Source organism: Staphylococcus sp. TCBT05 (genome assembly GCF_055179755.1).
Map to the genome: position 1 here is coordinate 336,177 of NZ_JBUQDQ010000005.1, position 17,063 is coordinate 353,239.

At 35.3% G+C, this 17,063-nt stretch carries 13 protein-coding genes, 2 tRNA genes and 1 riboswitch; of the genes, 14 read left to right on the forward strand and 1 reads right to left on the reverse strand.

The features are described from left to right. Nucleotides 1-59 precede the first annotated feature (59 nt). A riboswitch (SAM riboswitch) is annotated at nucleotides 60-165 on the forward strand. A 62-nt stretch (nucleotides 166-227) separates the two neighbouring features. From metX to ACY191_RS01510, 6 genes are all read left to right on the forward strand, one after another. Then, nucleotides 228-1,196 (forward strand): homoserine O-acetyltransferase MetX, encoded by a 969-nt coding sequence (metX, locus tag ACY191_RS01485; protein ID WP_042737801.1) that lies wholly within the window; start codon nucleotides 228-230, stop codon nucleotides 1,194-1,196. Nucleotides 1,197-1,533: 337 nt separating this feature from the next. After that, nucleotides 1,534-2,460, forward strand: a complete 927-nt coding sequence (locus ACY191_RS01490) for a DUF2232 domain-containing protein (RefSeq protein WP_182476701.1) — start codon at nucleotides 1,534-1,536, stop codon at nucleotides 2,458-2,460. 14 nt (nucleotides 2,461-2,474) lie between these two features. After that, on the forward strand, nucleotides 2,475-4,442 hold the full coding sequence (locus tag ACY191_RS01495; protein ID WP_463269848.1) for a DHH family phosphoesterase: 1,968 nt from the start codon (nucleotides 2,475-2,477) through the stop codon (nucleotides 4,440-4,442). Continuing rightward, a complete protein-coding gene (gene rplI, locus ACY191_RS01500; protein ID WP_042737804.1) occupies nucleotides 4,439-4,885 on the forward strand; it encodes a 50S ribosomal protein L9 in 447 nt (148 codons plus the stop codon). The genes ACY191_RS01495 and rplI overlap by 4 nt, the downstream gene beginning before the upstream one ends. A 30-nt stretch (nucleotides 4,886-4,915) precedes the next feature. Beyond that, nucleotides 4,916-6,316, forward strand: coding sequence for a replicative DNA helicase (gene dnaB / locus ACY191_RS01505; protein ID WP_042737805.1), 1,401 nt, complete (start codon nucleotides 4,916-4,918; stop codon nucleotides 6,314-6,316). 291 nt (nucleotides 6,317-6,607) lie between these two features. Continuing rightward, on the forward strand, nucleotides 6,608-7,897 hold the full coding sequence (locus tag ACY191_RS01510) for an adenylosuccinate synthase (RefSeq protein WP_229366753.1): 1,290 nt from the start codon (nucleotides 6,608-6,610) through the stop codon (nucleotides 7,895-7,897). A gap of 95 nt (nucleotides 7,898-7,992) precedes the next feature. Here ACY191_RS01510 and ACY191_RS01515 read toward each other — a convergent pair whose 3' ends face one another. Then, nucleotides 7,993-9,207 carry a macrolide family glycosyltransferase gene (locus ACY191_RS01515; RefSeq protein ID WP_229366752.1) on the reverse strand — a complete coding sequence of 405 codons (1,215 nt, stop codon included), beginning with the start codon at nucleotides 9,205-9,207 and terminating at the stop codon, nucleotides 7,993-7,995. A 397-nt stretch (nucleotides 9,208-9,604) separates the two neighbouring features. On the opposite strand from ACY191_RS01515, the gene ACY191_RS01520 reads away from it, so the two are divergent. The 8 genes from ACY191_RS01520 (at nucleotide 9,605) to ACY191_RS01555 (ending at nucleotide 16,866) form a co-directional block, all read left to right on the forward strand. Next, a tRNA-Glu gene (locus ACY191_RS01520) sits at nucleotides 9,605-9,679 on the forward strand. A 7-nt stretch (nucleotides 9,680-9,686) separates the two neighbouring features. Next, nucleotides 9,687-9,759 (forward strand) — tRNA-Asp (locus tag ACY191_RS01525). A 574-nt stretch (nucleotides 9,760-10,333) separates the two neighbouring features. Continuing rightward, nucleotides 10,334-11,035, forward strand: a complete 702-nt coding sequence (gene yycF / locus ACY191_RS01530) for a response regulator YycF (RefSeq protein ID WP_042737808.1) — start codon at nucleotides 10,334-10,336, stop codon at nucleotides 11,033-11,035. A 12-nt stretch (nucleotides 11,036-11,047) separates the two neighbouring features. Further along, the gene (gene walK, locus ACY191_RS01535) at nucleotides 11,048-12,886 is read left to right on the forward strand and encodes a cell wall metabolism sensor histidine kinase WalK (protein ID WP_107512266.1); all 1,839 of its coding nucleotides are present in this window, start codon (nucleotides 11,048-11,050) and stop codon (nucleotides 12,884-12,886) included. Then, complete coding sequence (locus ACY191_RS01540; RefSeq protein ID WP_042737810.1) at nucleotides 12,876-14,213, forward strand: YycH family regulatory protein; 1,338 nt, start codon at nucleotides 12,876-12,878, stop codon at nucleotides 14,211-14,213. Before walK ends, ACY191_RS01540 begins: the two co-directional genes overlap by 11 nt. Further along, nucleotides 14,214-14,996, forward strand: coding sequence for a two-component system regulatory protein YycI (locus tag ACY191_RS01545; protein WP_042737811.1), 783 nt, complete (start codon nucleotides 14,214-14,216; stop codon nucleotides 14,994-14,996). It abuts the gene before it with no gap. 471 nt (nucleotides 14,997-15,467) lie between these two features. Beyond that, on the forward strand, nucleotides 15,468-15,680 hold the full coding sequence (locus ACY191_RS01550) for a hypothetical protein (RefSeq protein WP_229366751.1): 213 nt from the start codon (nucleotides 15,468-15,470) through the stop codon (nucleotides 15,678-15,680). A 385-nt stretch (nucleotides 15,681-16,065) separates the two neighbouring features. Further along, on the forward strand, nucleotides 16,066-16,866 hold the full coding sequence (locus ACY191_RS01555; RefSeq protein WP_107589867.1) for an MBL fold metallo-hydrolase: 801 nt from the start codon (nucleotides 16,066-16,068) through the stop codon (nucleotides 16,864-16,866). The last annotated feature ends 197 nt before the right edge of the window (nucleotides 16,867-17,063 follow it).

Below are 17,063 nucleotides of genomic sequence, written 5' to 3' on the forward strand. Positions count from 1 at the left end.
ATGACAATAATTAGAAAATTATGACATCTTTTATATGAGATGCATATAAATAAAATAAAATCTTATTTCGAGAAGCAGAGGGACTTGGCCCGTTGAAGCTTCAGCAACCGGCTATATAAGATGTAGTACGGTGCTAATACCAACGAGATACTCGAATGATAAGTATAGTTAAACTTCTTACTTATTTTTAGAGTGAGAAGTTTTTTTATTTAAGTAGGAGGTAAAAAATGACAAATTATACGGTTGATACATTAGAATTGGGACCATTTACGACTGAATCTGGTGAAACGATAGCAAATTTGAAGTTACGCTATGAGCATGTGGGTTTTCAAGGGCAACCGCTTGTAGTAGTTTGCCATGCATTAACAGGCAATCATCTGACATATGGTACGAATGAAGATCCTGGATGGTGGCGTGAAATTATTGATGGTGGATACATGCCAATTCATGATTATCAGTTCTTAACATTTAATGTTATTGGTAGTCCATATGGTTCAAGTTCTGCACTCAATGATGTAGATTTTCCTAAACAATTAACGTTGAGAGATATTGTCAAAGCTATTGAACTAGGTATCGAAACACTAGGGTATCGAAAGATTAATATATTAATCGGTGGCTCTTTAGGTGGCATGCAGGCGATGGAACTTTTGTATAACCGTAAATTTGAAGTAGAGAAAGCAGTAATCCTAGCTGCTACTGATCGAACGTCATCTTATAGTCGTGCATTCAATGAAATCGCAAGACAGGCTATTCTGCTTGATAACAAAGAAGGAATGAGTATCGCAAGACAGTTAGGATTCTTAACCTATCGTTCATCAAAAAGTTATGACAAACGTTTCACACCTGATCAAGTAGTTGCGTATCAGAAACACCAAGGCGATAAATTTAAACAACATTTCGCGTCTGAGTGTTACTTAACACTGCTCGACGTCTTAGATAGCCATGATTTAGATAGAGGAAGAGATGACGTGGATGCTGTGTTTGGCTCACTTGATACAAAGGTCATGACAATGGGTTTCACCGATGATTTACTCTACCCAGACGATTTAGTTAAGGCAGTAGGAGAACGCTTTAAATACCATAAACATTTCTTTGTTCCTGATAATGTTGGGCACGATGGTTTCTTGCTTAATTTTAATGATTGGGCACCTAATTTATATCATTTCTTAAACTTATCTAAATTTAAACGTAAATAATATTGAGGTTATTGAATATTTATTGAAATATGGGCAGTGCATAATGACATCTGACTCGTTGTGAGTTGTTATTAGGCATTGCCCTTTTTGATTTTAAAAAAGTTGAAATAATAGATTCGAGAAGTATGGAATTTAGAAGGCAAAAGCAATGATGGAATAGTCATTAATCCATGTAATCAGTAATCTAGTTTGATAGAGACGATTTCTGAATTTGCAGTAAATCAAAGGGGATGTTAAACGATGTTATCAGATCATTAATTCTTCTATATAAAATGGGTCGGTAAAATTGTGTAAAAGATTTAAATTGGTTAAAATGGTAGTTATAGTCAAAAATAGTATAGGAGTGGCGAACTTGTTTTCAAAAATATATCCTAAAGCAACTATTCTTAGCATAATTGCTTTCATAGTAGTAGCTTTAGCTTTACATATATTACCACCGCTAGGACTGGTACTCGCATTATTTGCTACGATACCAGGTATCATCTTATGGCACAAATCAAACGAGTCGTTTGGCTTAGCAGCGGTTATATCGGTTGTCTTAACAACATTATTAGGTAATATATTTGTGCTAAGTATATTGGTCCTCATTATTTTCTTGAGCTTTATCGTAGGCCAATTGTTAAAAGAACGTACGTCAAAAGAACGTATTTTATATGTTACAACTACATTTATGAGTATCGTTTCACTTATCGCGATTATGTTATTACAGACTTTTGATAAATTACCAAAAGCCTCTGCAATCATCAATCCAGTGAAACAACAAATGCATCAACTTATAACAGAGTCGGCAGTCTCCGGAGATTCTAAAATGATTCTTGAAGAAGGTTTCCGCCAATTTGCAGTACAATTACCGAGTTATATTGTGATTGCAGTTTTTCTACTTATATTGATTAATCTTATTATTACATTTCCAATCTTACGTAAATTCAAAGTTGCTACACCAATATTCAAACCATTATATGCATGGCAGATGAAACGCTCGATATTAGTCATCTATATTATTGTGCTGTTTTGTGTTATGTTTGCTACCCAATCGGGTACTTTTCAAAGTGTCGTATTAAACTTTGAAATTGTGTTATCATTATGTATGTATATTCAAGGGTTGAGTGTTATTCACTTTTTTGGAAAAGCAAAATCAATGCCGCTTGCACTTACGATTATTTTAATGGTGATTGGGACAATATTAACGCCATTTACACATATCGTGGGACTCATTGGATTGGTAGATTTATGCTTTAACCTGAAAAGCATCATTAAAAAATGATTTGGGGTGGAAAAATGAACCGTCAATCCACTAAAAAAGCGTTGATTTTACCATTTATTATTTTGGCACTCACAGCAATCGCACTCGTTGTTGTTTGGTTTATCTTTAACCAATTAGTCGCAGGAATTGCGACCGTTGTTTTAGTGTTTGTCATCATAGCGACAGCCTGGATGGTAAGACAAGCTTTTCGGAAATTAGACTATTACGTCAATAATCTCAGTGGACATATTTCTGCAGGTAACAATATTGCTATTAAGACGTTACCTATCGGTATGATTATCTTAGATGAAAATGAAAACATAGAGTGGATGAACCAGTTTATGTCGGATCGTTTGAGTCGTAATGTGATTTCGGATCCAGTTAATGAAGTATATCCAAATATTTTAAAGCAATTAGAAAAAACACAAGAAGTAGAAATTGAAGAGAATGAATACCACTATCGTGTGCGTTATTCAGAAAGTGAACATGTATTGTATTTCTTCGATATAACTGAAGAAGTACAGACAAATGATTTATATGAAGAATCTAAACCAATTATCGCGACATTGTTCTTAGATAACTACGATGAAATTACACAGAACATGAATGATACACAGCGTTCTGAAATCAACTCGATGGTGACACGTGTAATCAGTAGATGGGCAGAGGAACATGATGTTTACTTTAAACGTTATAGTTCAGACCAATTTGTCGCTTATTTAAATCAACGTATTTTAAAGGAAATTGAAGATGCTAACTTTAGCATTTTAGGACAGCTCCGTGAGAAGAGTGTGGGTTATCGTGCTCAACTGACATTGAGTATTGGTGTCGGTGAAGGCTCTGAAAATCTTATCGACTTAGGTGAACTATCGCAATCCGGCTTAGATTTAGCACTTGGCCGTGGTGGTGACCAAGTTGCAATTAAAAATATGAACGGTAATGTACGTTTCTACGGTGGTAAGACTGACCCAATGGAAAAACGTACGCGTGTTAGAGCTCGAGTTATCTCACATGCCTTGAAAGATATCTTAATGGAAGGTGACAAAGTAATTATCATGGGTCATACACGACCTGATTTAGATGCAATCGGTGGTGCAATTGGTGTGTCACGCTTTGCAATGATGAATAACTTAGATGCCTACATAGTATTGAATGAATCGGATATCGATCCAACCTTACGACGTGTAATGGAAGCGGTCAATGAAAAGTCTGAACTTAAAGAGCGATTTATTACTTCTGATGAAGCATGGGATATCATGACCTCTAAGACAACGCTTGTTGTAGTCGATACACATAAACCAGAGATGGTACTCGATGAAAACATTCTAAACAAGGCCAATCGTAAAGTGGTTATTGATCACCATAGACGTGGTGAAAGCTTTATCTCTAGTCCGTTACTAGTGTATATGGAACCATATGCAAGTTCTACAGCAGAGTTAGTGACAGAATTATTAGAATATCAACCAACTGAGCAACGTTTAACACGTCTCGAATCGACAATTATGTTTGCCGGTATCATCGTTGACACACGTAACTTTACGTTGCGTACAGGTTCTAGAACCTTTGATGCAGCAAGTTATTTAAGAGCGCATGGTGCGGATACAATTCTGACACAGCATTTCTTGAAAGATGATATCGACACATATATTAATAGAACTGAATTGATTCAAACAGTTAAGTTACAAGACAATGGTGTTGCCATCGCACATGGTTCGGAAGATAAAATTTATCATCCCGTCACGGTTGCACAAGCTGCCGATGAGCTGTTAAGTTTAGATGGCGTAGATGCTTCTTATGTAGTAGCCAAACGTGAAGATGACGTCGTCGGTATGTCTGCCCGTTCTTTAGGCGCAGTTAACGTTCAATTAACGATGGAAGCCTTAGGTGGTGGCGGTCACTTAACAAACGCTGCAACACAAATTAAAGGTGTAACTGTAGAAGAAGCAATCGATCAACTTCAAGAAGCAATAACAGAACAAATGAGTAGGAGTGAGAATACATGAAAGTAATATTCACACAAGACGTTAAAGGTAAAGGTAAAAAAGGCGAAGTTAAAGAAGTACCAGTAGGCTACGCAAATAACTTCTTATTGAAGAAAAATTACGCAATTGAAGCAACACCAGGAAACTTAAAACAATTAGAACAAAAGAATAAAGCAGCAGAAGCTGAACGCCAACAAGAAATTGAAGACGCTAAAAAGCTAAAAGAACAATTAACTGAACTCGAAGTTAAAGTATCAGCTAAAACAGGTGAAGGTGGTAAATTGTTCGGTTCTGTAAGTACAAAGCAAATCGCACAAGCCTTACTAGACCAACACAATATCAAAATTGATAAACGTAAAATGGATCTACCAAGCGGTATCCACGCATTAGGTTATACCAACGTACCTGTGAAGCTAGACAAAGAAGTAGAAGGTACAATTCGTGTGCACACAGTTGAACAATAATAACGAATTGAAATATGAGGTGTAATCGTAATGGATGGAATGTATGAACAAAATCAAATGCCGCACAGCAATGAGGCTGAACAGTCTGTATTAGGTGCCATTATCATAGATCCAGAATTGATTAACACAACTCAGGAAGTCTTACTTCCTGAGTCATTTTATAGAGGCGCACATCAACACATCTTTAGAGCGATGATGAACCTCAACGAAGATAATAAAGATATAGATGTCGTAACAATCATGGATCAATTGTCACAAGAAGGGCGATTGAATGAAGCGGGTGGTCCGCAGTATCTTGCCGAGCTATCCAATAGCGTTCCGACCACTCGAAACATACAATACTATACAGAAATTGTGTTTAAGCATGCTACTAAACGAAAGTTAATACAAACAGCAGATAGTATTGCGAATGATGGTTATAATGACGAACTTGAATTAGATGCAATTTTAAATGATGCAGAAAGAAGAATCTTAGAACTATCATCTTCACGTGAAAGTGATGGCTTTAAAGATATACGTGACGTACTTGGTGAAGTATATGAAAATGCTGAAGTATTAGATCAAAACAGTGGTCAAACACCTGGTGTCCCGACAGGTTATCGTGACCTAGACCAGATGACTGCAGGGTTTAATCGCAGTGATTTAATTATTTTAGCGGCACGTCCATCAGTAGGTAAGACTGCCTTCGCACTGAATATCGCGCAGAAAGTTGCGACACATGAAGATCATTATTCAGTTGGAATCTTTTCACTCGAGATGGGCGCCGATCAATTGGCCACACGTATGATTTGTAGCTCAGGTAACGTAGACTCGAACCGCTTAAGAACAGGTTCAATGACCGAAGAGGACTGGAATCGATTTACGATTGCCGTTGGTAAACTATCAAGAACGAAGATATTTATCGATGATACACCAGGGATTCGTATTACCGATATACGTTCAAAATGTCGCCGTCTCAAACAAGAACACGGCTTAGATATGATTGTAATTGACTATTTACAATTAATTTCCGGTAGTGGTTCACGATTTTCAGATAATCGTCAACAAGAAGTATCTGAAATATCACGTACATTAAAGGCGATTGCCAGAGAACTTGAATGTCCAGTTATTGCGTTGAGTCAGTTATCACGTGGTGTTGAACAACGACAAGATAAACGTCCAATGATGAGTGATATTCGTGAATCTGGTTCGATAGAGCAAGATGCCGATATCGTAGCCTTTTTATATCGTGATGATTACTATAATCGTGGCGAGGATGAAGACGACGATGACGATGCAAACTTTGAACCACAGACAAATGATGAAAACGGTGAAATAGAAATTATAATTGCCAAGCAACGTAACGGCCCAACGGGTACCGTGAAATTACACTTTATGAAGCAATATAATAAATTTACCGACATCGATTACGCCCATGCAGAAATGGGCTAACAAAATTTTATAAAAAATATTTTTCCGTACGATAAATTAGTTTTGTGCTTAATCGTACGGTTTTTGTTTGTATTTACTCATATTAAAGTTATGGAAGTATGTGTCGTAAAATATTAAAAATGATAGTTAAAACCTTGGTATTACTATGATTAAGCTATATAGAAATAAAATCACTTGCAACAAAGAATTTTGAAAATTACAAAAAATCAATGTTCGATTTTTGTTTGCATTATAACTATGCTATTGGTAGAATACTTAGTGGTTAATTGAGAAAAACTTGGAGGTGCTCATATGTCATCAATCGTAGTCGTTGGGACACAATGGGGAGACGAAGGTAAAGGTAAAATCACAGATTTCTTAGCAGAACAAGCAGACGTTATTGCACGTTTTTCAGGCGGTAATAACGCAGGCCACACAATTAAATTTGGTGGAGAAACGTACAAATTGCACTTAGTACCATCTGGTATTTTCTATAAAGAAAAACTTGCAGTCATCGGTAACGGTGTTGTAGTAGATCCAGTTGCTTTATTAAAAGAGTTAGACGGTTTAAATGAAAGAGGTATTTCTACAGATAATTTACGTATTTCTAATCGTGCTCAAGTTATTTTACCTTATCACTTAAAACAAGATGAATATGAAGAAGAACGCCGCGGAGATAATAAAATCGGCACAACTAAAAAAGGTATCGGTCCTGCTTATGTAGACAAAGCACAACGTATCGGTATTCGTGTTGCTGATTTATTAGATAAAGAAACATTTGAAAAATTATTAAAAGAGAATATTGAATACAAAGATGCATATTTCAAAGGTATGTTTGGTAAATCATGTCCTTCATTTGATGAAATTTTCGAAGCATATTATGCTGCGGGACAACGTTTAGCACCATTCGTAACAGATACAGCAAAAGTATTAGATGATGCTTTTGTCGCAGACGAAAAGGTATTATTCGAAGGCGCACAAGGCGTTATGTTAGATATCGACCATGGTACATACCCATTTGTTACTTCTAGTAATCCAGTTGCAGGTAACGTAACTGTAGGTGGCGGTGTTGGTCCAACATTCGTATCAAAAGTAATTGGCGTATGTAAAGCCTATACATCACGTGTTGGTGACGGCCCATTCCCAACTGAATTATTTGATGAAGATGGACATCATATCCGTGAAGTTGGCCGCGAATATGGTACAACAACAGGACGTCCACGTCGTGTGGGTTGGTTTGACTCTGTTGTATTACGTCATTCACGCCGTGCAAGTGGTATCACAGATTTATCTATCAACTCTATTGACGTATTAACAGGTCTTGAAAATGTTAAGATTTGTACTGCATACGAATTAGATGGAGAAGAAATCACTGAATACCCAGCAAACTTAAAGGACTTACAACGTTGTAAACCAATCTTTGAAACATTACCAGGTTGGACAGAAGATGTCACATGCTGTCGTTCACTAGATGAATTACCAGATAATGCACGCAGATATTTAGAGCGCATTTCTGAACTATGTAACGTGAAGATTTCAATCTTCTCAGTAGGTCCAGACCGTAATCAAACAAACTTATTAGAAGATTTATGGGAAGCATAAATCATTAAATAATAAAGAAAACACCTTGTAGTATCCAGTCACTTGATAAAGTAAAGTGCCTATGGAAATTACAAGGTGTTTTTAGTTTTTAATAATTAAACTTGGGGACAAAACTCATTGCGAAATTCAAAAATACGATCAGCAGCCAAGACATAACCTGGTTTATCACTGTGTTGATCATCCTTAATGTTAGCGATATTTGCTTTATATTGTTCTAGGTGTTCTAACATGGCTTGTACCGTTTGCTGTAATTCAGCAGGTGTCATTGTTTCAGCATCTAAACGTTGTCCTAATCCTAAATCTTCAATTTGCTTAGAAACGACGGGTTGGTCAGCACTTTGAGGAAATGCTAACATCGGCACACCCATTTTCATGGCTTCATTTGTACTATTCATACCCGCATGTGTTAAGAATAATGAGGTATGCTGTAAGAGCTCTACTTGAGGCACTGTTGGCTTGATAATAAAATTGGATGGTACTTCATTGAAATCATCCAAACTGTTCTCATTCCCTATTGAAACGACTACAGTAGCGTCAATATCCTTTAAAGCTGTAAAACATTTATTAAAGAATGGAATATTTTGATTAAAAATTGTACCTAATGAAATATAAATGACTGGACGACTTGTATCAAGTTCATCCATAAATCCTGAATCTGTAGGTTCTAAGACAGAAGGACCAGCAAAGTAAAATTGAGAATTATCAAATGATTGATAGTCGAGTTGGAATTTATTCATAATATAAGATAGGTGTAAATCTCCTGGATTATACATGACTTCAAAACGATTCGGTACAGAAACATCATATTTAGCTTCAATTTGCTTTCTTAAAGTTTCAAAGTGTGCATCAGATTTCGCGATATCTTCTGAATCGATTGTAGCTGCAATCGCATTTAAAAATTGGTCGAAACTTTCTTTATTATGTGCGAATGATGTCACTGATGAAATTGCAGGAATATTTAACTTCTGAGCTAATAATCTACCACAACCAAACATCGAGTCATAAATCATATAATCATAATGCTCATCTTTAGTTTCTTCAATAAGGCGAGGTAACATCATATCAACAGTATTTAATAAACCATTCACTACTTGGTATAAATTATCCTTGCCAAATTCTCTAAACGCTTCAATCATTTCATTCGTATTAAATGTACGTATCTCTACACCAGTGTCGTTCAATTTATCTTGAAATTGATCACTCGCATAATATACAATTTCTTCACCACGTGCCACCAATTCCTTACATAACGCAGCAGTTGGATTAATATGTCCAGAAGGACCAGGATTAATAAATAATACTCGTGCCATTTAATTTCCTCCTAAAAAGCTTTAATTTGTTACCGTATTAATTCTAGATGAAATAAATTTTATTTTCTAATAATTTATATTCATTTAGTAATTTTAATTTTAAAAAATAAATTATTAAGCATCGTATATGCATTGATGATAGATGACGGTACAATTTGATGTATTGTATGTTATATCATATGTAAGAGATATGTAATCAGTACATACTTGATTGTTAATAAGTTAGAAAATGCTTGTTAAAAAAGCTTAGAAGACGTTGAATTAAAGACGATAACCAGTAAAAAATACGTTTTGCACACTTTATACAATTAAGTTAGAAAATTATACTTAAAAAAGTTTAAAAAAGAGCTTGTCTTTCATGATGAGAGTTGCTATAATTTATTTTGTGCTTAAGACAGGCTCCTTGGTCAAGCGGTTAAGACACCGCCCTTTCACGGCGGTAACACGGGTTCGAGTCCCGTAGGAGTCACCATTTTTTAGGTCTCGTAGTGTAGCGGTTAACACGCCTGCCTGTCACGCAGGAGATCGCGGGTTCGATTCCCGTCGAGACCGTATTGCCCATCCAATAGGATGGGCATTTTTTTATGTGTAAATATCACGTTGCATTAACATTAAGTTAATTCGAGCGTATATGGACAATTAAACGTGAATGTATAGCGAACAAAATCATACAATCAAACAACTCAAATCTATAAGGTGATTTCTGCATTGATATCTGTAGGAATCATCTTTTGTTTATATGTTAAAGTAATCTGCTACTACTAAAAAATATAACAAGATAATAACTTTTATTTACAAGTTGGCAATTTAACGATCCGATTTTAAAGTTATTGAGAAAGAAACACCTACCTTAAGGCGAATTACAGTCCCTTTTCCTAAGAATGTAGTATGCTTGAGCATAAGTAGTGTAGTTAAATTGATCTATAATAGCAAAATGTATATAAATTGAGAAATAGCACTTTAGTTACTATGTGTAGTCATACATGCTATTATAATACAATCTACAAATATAACTTTTTATTTACAACAATAGAATTAGACCTTTATAAATGGTAAATTATATAATAAGGAACTGTGTAGATTCTGAAATAAAAAGTACTACAATTTAGAAATGAGGTTTATAAATATGGCTAGAAAAGTTGTTGTAGTCGATGATGAAAAACCAATTGCAGATATTCTTGAATTTAATTTAAAAAAAGAAGGCTACGAAGTATTTTGCGCCTACGACGGAAATGATGCGGTAGACCTAATATATGATGAAGAACCAGATATCGTATTACTCGACATTATGTTACCAGGTCGAGATGGTATGGAAGTATGCCGTGAAGTGCGTAAGAAATACGAAATGCCAATCATTATGTTAACAGCAAAAGATTCAGAAATAGATAAAGTGTTAGGTCTTGAACTTGGCGCAGATGATTATGTGACGAAACCATTTAGTACACGTGAATTAATCGCTCGTGTTAAAGCCAATTTACGCCGACACTATTCACAACCAGCACAAGAGGTGAATGATACATCAAACGAAATCGTCATCAAAGACATCGTCATATACCCAGATGCTTATTCTATTAAAAAACGTGGCGATGATATTGAATTAACACATCGTGAATTTGAATTATTCCATTATTTGTCTAAACACATGGGACAAGTTATGACACGTGAGCACCTTTTACAAACCGTATGGGGCTATGACTATTTTGGTGATGTACGTACAGTGGATGTAACGATTAGACGTTTACGTGAGAAGATTGAAGACGATCCATCTCATCCTGAATATATCGTGACACGTCGTGGTGTCGGATATTTCTTACAACAACATGATTAGAGGACGTCATCGATGAATTGGCTCAAACATTTTCAATCCTTACACACGAAGCTTGTTATCGTCTATGTATTGCTGATAATTATCGGTATGCAAATTATCGGTCTATACTTTACCAATAGTCTAGAAAAAGAATTAACACAAACATTTAAAAACAATATCTCGCAATATGCGAAACAAATTGAGATTAATATAGAAAAAGTATATGACACAGACAGTGGTAACGGCGTCAATGCGCAAAAAGAAGTTCAAAACTTATTAAACGAGTACGCTAATAGACAAGAAATAGAAGAAATCCGTTTTATTGATAAAGATCAAATTATTATGGCCACTTCAAAGCAGTCTACCCACAGTCTAATTAATCAAAAAGCGAACGATAGCTCCATCCAAAAAGCACTTTCTTTAGGAGAAATCAATAGCCATCAAGTATTAAAGGATTACGGTAATGGTAAACAACGTGTATGGGTTTATAACTTACCTGTTAAGACATCCAATCATGGTACGATAGGTGACGTCTATATAGAAGCAGATATTAACGACGTATTTAATCAACTGAGTAACATTACGCAAATCTTTATTGTCGGTACAGGTATTTCGTTGTTAATCACAGTTATTCTTGGATTCTTTATCGCGAGAACGATTACCAAGCCAATTACTGATATGAGAAACCAAACGGTAGAAATGTCGAAAGGTAATTACACGCAACGTGTGAAGATTTACGGTAATGACGAAATCGGTGAATTAGCACTCGCATTTAACAATTTGTCAAAACGAGTACAAGAAGCACAAGCCAATACCGAAAGTGAAAAACGTCGTCTAGATTCAGTCATTACTCACATGAGTGATGGTATTATTGCGACCGACCGTCGTGGACGTGTACGTATCGTTAATGATATGGCACTGACAATGATGGGCACCGTTAAAGAAGATATTATCGGACATTATATGTTAAATGTCTTAAAGTTAGAGGAAGACTTTTCACTAGATGAAATTCATGAAAATAACGACAGCTTCTTATTAGATATTAATGAGGCTGAAGGTATTATTGCGCGTGTTAACTTCAGCACAATCGTGCAAGAGACTGGCTTTGTAACGGGGTATATCGCCGTGCTACATGATGTTACTGAACAACAACAAGTAGAACGCGAACGTCGAGAATTCGTAGCCAATGTTTCACACGAATTACGTACACCATTGACATCTATGAATAGTTACATTGAAGCATTAGAAGAAGGCGCGTGGAAAGACGATAACTTAGCACCACAATTCCTCTCAGTTACTAGAGAAGAAACAGAACGTATGATTCGTTTAGTAAATGATTTACTACAATTGTCTAAAATGGATAATGAATCAGATCAAATTACTAAAGAAATTGTCGACTTTAACATGTTTATTAATAAGATTATTAATAGACATGAAATGGCAGCTAAAGATACGACATTCATTAGAGAAATTCCAAATCAAACAATCTTCACAGAAATTGATCCAGATAAGATGACCCAAGTGTTCGACAACGTCATTACTAACGCCATGAAATACTCACGTGGCGAAAAACGTGTAGAGTTTCACGTGAAACAGAATGCCTTGTATAACCGTATGACTATTCGAGTTAAGGATAACGGTATTGGTATTCCAATCAATAAGGTAGATAAGATTTTTGATCGCTTCTACCGAGTGGATAAAGCACGTACACGTAAGATGGGTGGTACAGGTCTAGGACTAGCTATTTCCAAGGAAATAGTAGAAGCGCATCATGGACGTATTTGGGCTAACAGTGTAGAAGGACAAGGTACATCTATCTTTATTACACTGCCATGTGAAGTATTAGAAGATGGTGATTGGGATGCGGAGTAAAGAGTTCATTAAATCCATTATCCTACTAATCCTTGTTCTTATGAGTGCCGTGCTCACTTATATGACCTGGAACTTCTCACCTGATTTGACGAATGTCGATAAACAAGAAGACAGTAGCGAAGATAGACCACATACAATTGGGAAACCAATGAAAGATGGTATGGAACAAGTAGTCACACCTTACCAAGTGATTCATTCACAAGGTGAAAAGACCAAAGGCATGGAAGCAACAAGACAAAATATCAAAGACATTATTAAACCATTAAAGAATCAACGCGTGACACAATCAGAACAAATGCATAGTAATCACAATCTGATTATTCCAGATTTAAGCGATGATTTTCTCGTGTTAGATTTCACATACGACATGCCATTAGCGACCTACTTAGGTCAAGTACTAAACGTGAACGCTAAAGTACCAAATAATTTCAAATTTAACCGTTTACTAATCGATAAGAGTATAGATGGTAAAGTGAAACTATATGCGATAAGCAAAGATAGACACAACGTCGTACGTATGGCTACGACTGCTAAGCAAAGCAAATTCACTAAACAATTGAAAGCAATGCAGTCGAGTCTACAACCTTATACAGAAATCATCACCAACAAAGACACGATAGATAAGGCAACACATATCTTTGCGCCAAGTTCACCGAAAAAGATGAAATCATATCATACAATCTATAATCATATTAGTGTAGATACAATGAATGCCATCCTATTTAATGATTCCGTTGTCGTGCGCAGTTCGAAAAGCGGTACTACGACTTACAATAATAATACCGGTGTGGCTAATTATAACGATGAAACTGAAAAATATCGCTATACTAACTTGTCAGAAGATGAAAATCGTTCAACAAACATGAAAGACAGCATTCCAAGTACATTTGATTACCTCAACAATCACGGAGGTTTCACCGACGACTTTAGACTATTTAGTACAGATAACAAGAAAGGTGACCTAACATATCAAATGTTCCTCAATGGACGTCCAACATTTAACGATGATGACCTGAACAATATCAAGATTGCATGGGGCGACAAAGGTGTCTTTAGTTATGCACGTGCATTGCTTAAGACCAATGTAACCATTGATAGTGGTGAGTCTGAGAAGCGGTTACCTGGTGCTGAAACCGTACGTTCAGAATTAGCTAACAATCCTAGTATTGATTTTGAAAAGGTAACCGATATGACGATTGGTTACAAAATGGAAAATCAACCAGATAAAAGCAATATTGAAATTCAACGTAATAGTGAGTTCAAACCACAATGGTACATCGAATACGAAGGAAAATGGCGACCATATACAGATGGGAGGCTAGAATAAATGAACTGGAAACGCGCAAAAACACTCTTTATTTTCGTCTTTATTCTAGTTAACATTAGCCTCGTGATTATCTATGTTGATAAAGTTAATAAATCACATATTAATGATAGTGATGACGAAAATGCAGTAAACTTTAAACAAGAAGAAATTCAAATCCCAGAACACTTACCTAGCGTTAAAGACTTGAAAATGCAGTTACTCACTGCGCGCTCATACGATTTCAGTTCATACGTTAAATCACATTCTGACGTTTCTAGCGCTAAATCTGGCGGTACACTTAAAGGCGAGATTAGTGATGCAATAGACGTTAGTAATGATCAATATACAGGATTAAAGACCTACGCTAAAGATCATATATATAAAGGCGAAGATTATGAAATGAGTAAGATTGATGACGATAGCGTAACCTTTGAACAAACGTATGATAATTATCCTATTATGAACAATAATCGAGCACGCTTGAAATTTAACGTGAATGATAGTGGCAAAGCGTCTAGTTATACACAAACAGCTATGAAATCAATTGAGCCATCTAAAGGTGCAAATAACGATAAGAAACAAGTTATTACAGCTAGAAGCGCAATAGAAGCCTTGTACTATAATCGTTACTTGAAACGAAATGACGAAGTAACCAATGCAAGATTAGGCTACTATACCGTTGTTAAAGAACCGAACGTTCAAGTATTAGAAGCCAACTGGGAAATTAAAGTAAAACATAAAGACGAAATTAAGACCTACTACGTCGAGGCAGTCTCAGATAGTCCAAAAATTATTGAAGAATAAGCTTTGTGATAGTGTCGTGAGAGATAAATTGCAAAGTTTAGAATTTTCGTAGTAGACATACAATGAAATTGACAGTAACATTTGGGATATAAATCCTGGATCATTACCAGTAAATGAATTTTGATATGCTCCCTTTAAAGTAGACATTTGTAAAATGAATACTTTGAAGGGAGTATTTTTATTAATATAACTTCGTATAGTTTGCTCACTTTCTCAGTATACCTTTTTATTTTTTGTACTGTTGAGTTAGGTGGATTTGTTGAAAATAGTTAAAAGCATTCTATAAAATATGATAAAATATTTATATAAAATAGATTGAATGAACGGATTAAAAATGATATAAAATCATTAACATAATTACGAATAAAATTATGGGTAATCGAGATTGAGATAACATACACATACAAATAGTCATATTGCCAGAGCAACTGGTGCTATGTAAGAAGTAGATATAAAAAAGGAGTTTATAAGATGCGAATAAGTCAGTTCAAACCAAGAACATGGTTTATGATAAGTAGATGGATATTATTTTTAATATTTACGCTATTATTATTTTTCGCAGATTGGTTTAAACCACAATATAGTATTGGATTTTTACTTATTATTTTTATGCTGGATATTGTTATGTGGTTATTTTTCCCTAAAACAAAGCAAACTAATACCAATCAAAATGAACAAGAATAATGTTAAATAGGTAATAAGCATTAGATTTATTAGTGATGAATTTAGAATTATTAATATAAGCAGATACTTCTTTGAATTTCTGAGTTATATAGCCATCTATAACTTCAAAAATATGTTAGAATTATATACTGTTAAACAAATGATTGAAGCATACAACAAATCTTCGATAACGTATAACTATATGTAATCAATAACGGATTTATTATAGTTGGTTTTGATGAATGAGATAAAATAATTATTGTGTGTAGCTATTTTTAAAGAATGAATTAATGGCAGAAATCATAGCACAATAAAGCAAAAATAAGAGGTCAGGCATATTGAGGGCACATAACCCGAAGTCTGTCCTTATAGCTAAAAATGAAAAAGTGTTTATAGATTAGAAAGGGTGAATCGCTTGATACGAATGAGTGTATTAGCGAGTGGTAGTACAGGAAACGCCACTTATGTAGAAAGTGATAAAGGCAGCATACTTGTCGACGCAGGTCTGACAGGCAAGAAAATGGAAGAGTTATTTGGACAAATAGATAAAGAAATAAAAAATTTAAACGGTATTCTAGTGACACACGAACATTCTGATCACATCAAAGGATTAGGTGTACTTGCACGTAAATACAATTTACCAGTTTATGCGAATGAAAAAACGTGGTCAGCCATTGAAAAGAAAGATAATAAAATACCAATGGATCAGAAATTCATTTTTAATCCATACGAAACGAAATCCATTGCAGGTTTCGATATTGAGTCATTCAACGTTTCACACGATGCAATAGATCCACAGTTCTATATTTTCCATAATAACTATAAGAAATTTACGATTATAACAGATACAGGCTACGTTTCAGATCGTATGAAAGGTATGATTCAAGGCAGTGATGCATTTATCTTCGAGAGCAACCACGACGTAGATATGTTACGCATGTGCCGCTATCCATGGAAGACCAAGCAACGTATCCTAAGCGACGTTGGTCATGTATCAAACGAAGATGCAGGTCATGCCATGACAGACGTTATTACAGGTAATACGAAACGCATTTATCTATCGCATCTGTCACAAGACAACAATATGAAAGACCTAGCTCGCATGAGTGTAGGACAAGTACTTAACGAACACGACATCGACACAGAACGTGACGTCATGCTGTGTGATACTGACAAAGCACAAGCAACACCAATATATACACTATAAGTCAGAGAGCCCCAACCATTAATGTTAGGGGCTCTTATTTATATCTATGGAAGTTAGTATGAGCATGTTTTAGTGGAGTTTAGATATGGAGAAGATTTGGAAAAGGTATCTAATTAGCGCTGAAGAGGATTTTTGAGAAATTAAGACATTGCGTGATGGGGAAGTCATAAGAAAATCAGATTTAGTTATTTAAAAGA